We start from the raw sequence: 623 nt of genomic DNA on the forward strand, positions 1-623 counted from the left end.
CCAGTCTATGAAAAGCTATTCCTAATTATTATAAAATTATCAGTCAAAATTGCCTTTGAATATCTCACAAAATTCATGCAATTCTTTTATTAAAACATAGTATGCTTTGGCATCACTAACTGAATTAAGACTATCTAAAATCGGGGCTAACCCACTATGTTGATCTAGGGTTAGGTCACTAAAATTAATTACTGGAATCGATTTTTCTAATAAAATATCTTTTGTGCTAGAGAAATACTCCCAGTCTGAGCTGATATGTATAACGTGAGTATCTTCAGTAGTATGAGTTAGAATGTAGAGTTCACCTGACACGCTAGTCAGTCTAAATACATCGTCATAGATTTGGCTGTATGTTTGTGCAATAAAATCATCTGTCAGTCGGATAATTATATCGTCATCCATGCCAGCTGTAATTTTACGATAGCTTCCTGGGCAAAATTTATAGCAAGAGGTAGCGTAGGCCTCACAAACTGAACCCTCAGTTTTTTCTATCGTTGCACTCGCGTGCATCAGTATATTATCAAGTTCCTTTAAATCCTTATGCTCATTAATTTTTTGATGTAATTCTTTTACTGTTAATCCACTGCATTGTGCAATCCATTCTGCACCCAGTATGTGAGTGT

1 protein-coding gene is annotated in these 623 nt (G+C 35.0%); it reads right to left on the reverse strand.

Annotation, left to right across the window (positions count from 1 at the left end; genetic code table 11):
- Positions 1 to 39: 39 nt before the first annotated feature.
- Positions 40 to 623: hypothetical protein (locus H5058_RS18200; protein WP_182679390.1), on the reverse strand; the 584-nt coding region annotated here is incomplete at its 5' end.

Origin of the sequence: Pseudoalteromonas sp. SR45-4 (assembly GCF_014163535.1) — a bacterium.
Lineage (GTDB): Bacteria > Pseudomonadota > Gammaproteobacteria > Enterobacterales > Alteromonadaceae > Pseudoalteromonas > Pseudoalteromonas nigrifaciens.